The organism is Mycobacterium sp. UM_CSW (assembly GCF_000455205.1).
GTDB lineage: Bacteria > Actinomycetota > Actinomycetes > Mycobacteriales > Mycobacteriaceae > Mycobacterium.
The window spans coordinates 1-1,513 of the sequence record NZ_AUWQ01000162.1 but is presented as its reverse complement, the minus strand read 5'-3'; the positions used below and the strand labels follow the sequence as shown (position 1 = coordinate 1,513).

1 protein-coding gene is annotated in these 1,513 nt (G+C 64.9%); it reads right to left on the bottom strand.

The window, feature by feature from the left end; genetic code table 11:
- Positions 1 to 27: 27 nt before the first annotated feature.
- Positions 28 to 1,239 (bottom strand): IS110 family transposase, encoded by a 1,212-nt coding sequence (locus N415_RS30215; RefSeq protein ID WP_068189949.1) that lies wholly within the window; start codon positions 1,237 to 1,239, stop codon positions 28 to 30.
- Positions 1,240 to 1,513: the final 274 nt, after the last annotated feature.

Below are 1,513 nucleotides of genomic sequence, written 5' to 3'. Positions count from 1 at the left end.
GTTGAGACATCCCAGGTTCGTAAGTTGTCAAGCGGCGGCTGGGGCTCGGTGGGCCCAGGCTTTGTGTTCGTCGTACGGGGTGTGGTGGCGTAGGCAGCCGTGCAGGATGCCCACGAGGCGGTTAGCGAGGGCGCGTAACGCTTGGTGATGGCTGTCGTGGGCCGCGATGCGCTGGTCGTAGAAGGCGCGGGCGCCGGGGCTTCGCGACAGGGCGCAAAAGGCCCACTGGTCGATGGCGTCATAGAGGCGGCTGTTGCGGATGTAGCGGGCGACGACGCGGTATTTCTTGCCGGAGGCGACGGTCAGGGGTGAGGTTCCGGCGTAGTTTTTGCGAGACTTGGCGTCGGTGTATCGATTCGGGTCGTCCCCGAACTCACCAAGCACCCGGGCGCCGAGTACGACACCAAGTCCTGGCAGGGAGCGGTAGATGTCGGCGTCCGGGTGTGCCTCAAAATGGGCGGCCAAGCTGGTCTCGAGTTCGGCGATCTGTCGATTGAGCTCGGCGATGATGGCCACCGCCGCGCGGGTGGTGGCCGCAAACGCCGTCGCCACCGCTGGCGGGGCGGTCAGCTGTTCTGAGCGCAGCGCGGCTTGAATCTCTTTGGCGCGGCTGGCGATATAGCGTTGGCGTCCACCGCGTTTGAGCGCGGACTGGATTGCCGGCAGACTCAACCGGGCACCCTCGGATGCGGTGGGGGCACGACCCAACACCCCTAGGGCGTCGCCGTGGGCAAGGTCTTCAAAAGCCGCCAGGGCCGCCGGGTAGTACTCCCGCAACGCGCTGCGCAGCGCGTTGGTGTGGCGCACGCGTGCCCAGATGAGGTTCTGGTGGGCGCGGCCGAGCACCTTGATCGCCTCGACCTCGGCGCTGTCGCCGGCCAGCGGTCGATGGTTGTGCCGATCGGTGCGCACCAGATCGGCCAGCAGTTTGGCATCCGAGACATCAGATTTGGCCCCCGAAATGTGGTGGCGATCGCGGTAGCGCGCTACCGCCAGCGGATTGATCGCCAATACCTGATACCCCGCGGCGACCAGGGCTTGCACCCACAGACCGCGGTCGGTCTCGATGCCCACTACCACTTGGTCGGGTTCCTCGGCGTGCGCACCGAGCAGCTCGTGCAATTGCCGGATGCCGGTCAACCCTTCGGGCAGTCGCCGCGATCCCAGCCGCTGCCCGGCCTCGTTCATCACCCACACGTCATGATGGTCTTCGGCCCAGTCATCACCCACGAAGATCATCGATCACCGCCTCTCTTGTGCCTTCGAGCAATTCAACCGGGTTGAGCTGGAGGACACCCCGCGGCGACCTAATGCAAGTGCTCGACTGGCACGCCATCCCATCAGCGCTACAGGTGACCTCACGACCGGCTGGGGCACGGTCTCAACCCAGGAATCGATCGAACACTCCAGTGTGAATAAGTGCTCACCAGCCCGCCGCTCGGTGATCAGCTTCCCGCAAACAGGTCGTAAACCCGTTCAACGGCAGCCCAATCAAGGCCCATTAGTGTGAATC

Excerpts from the sequence above, each read along its gene's own strand:
- N415_RS30215 (WP_068189949.1), bottom strand. The coding sequence starts at position 1,239 with ATGATCTTCGTGGGTGATGACTGGGCCGAAGACCATCATGACGTGTGG.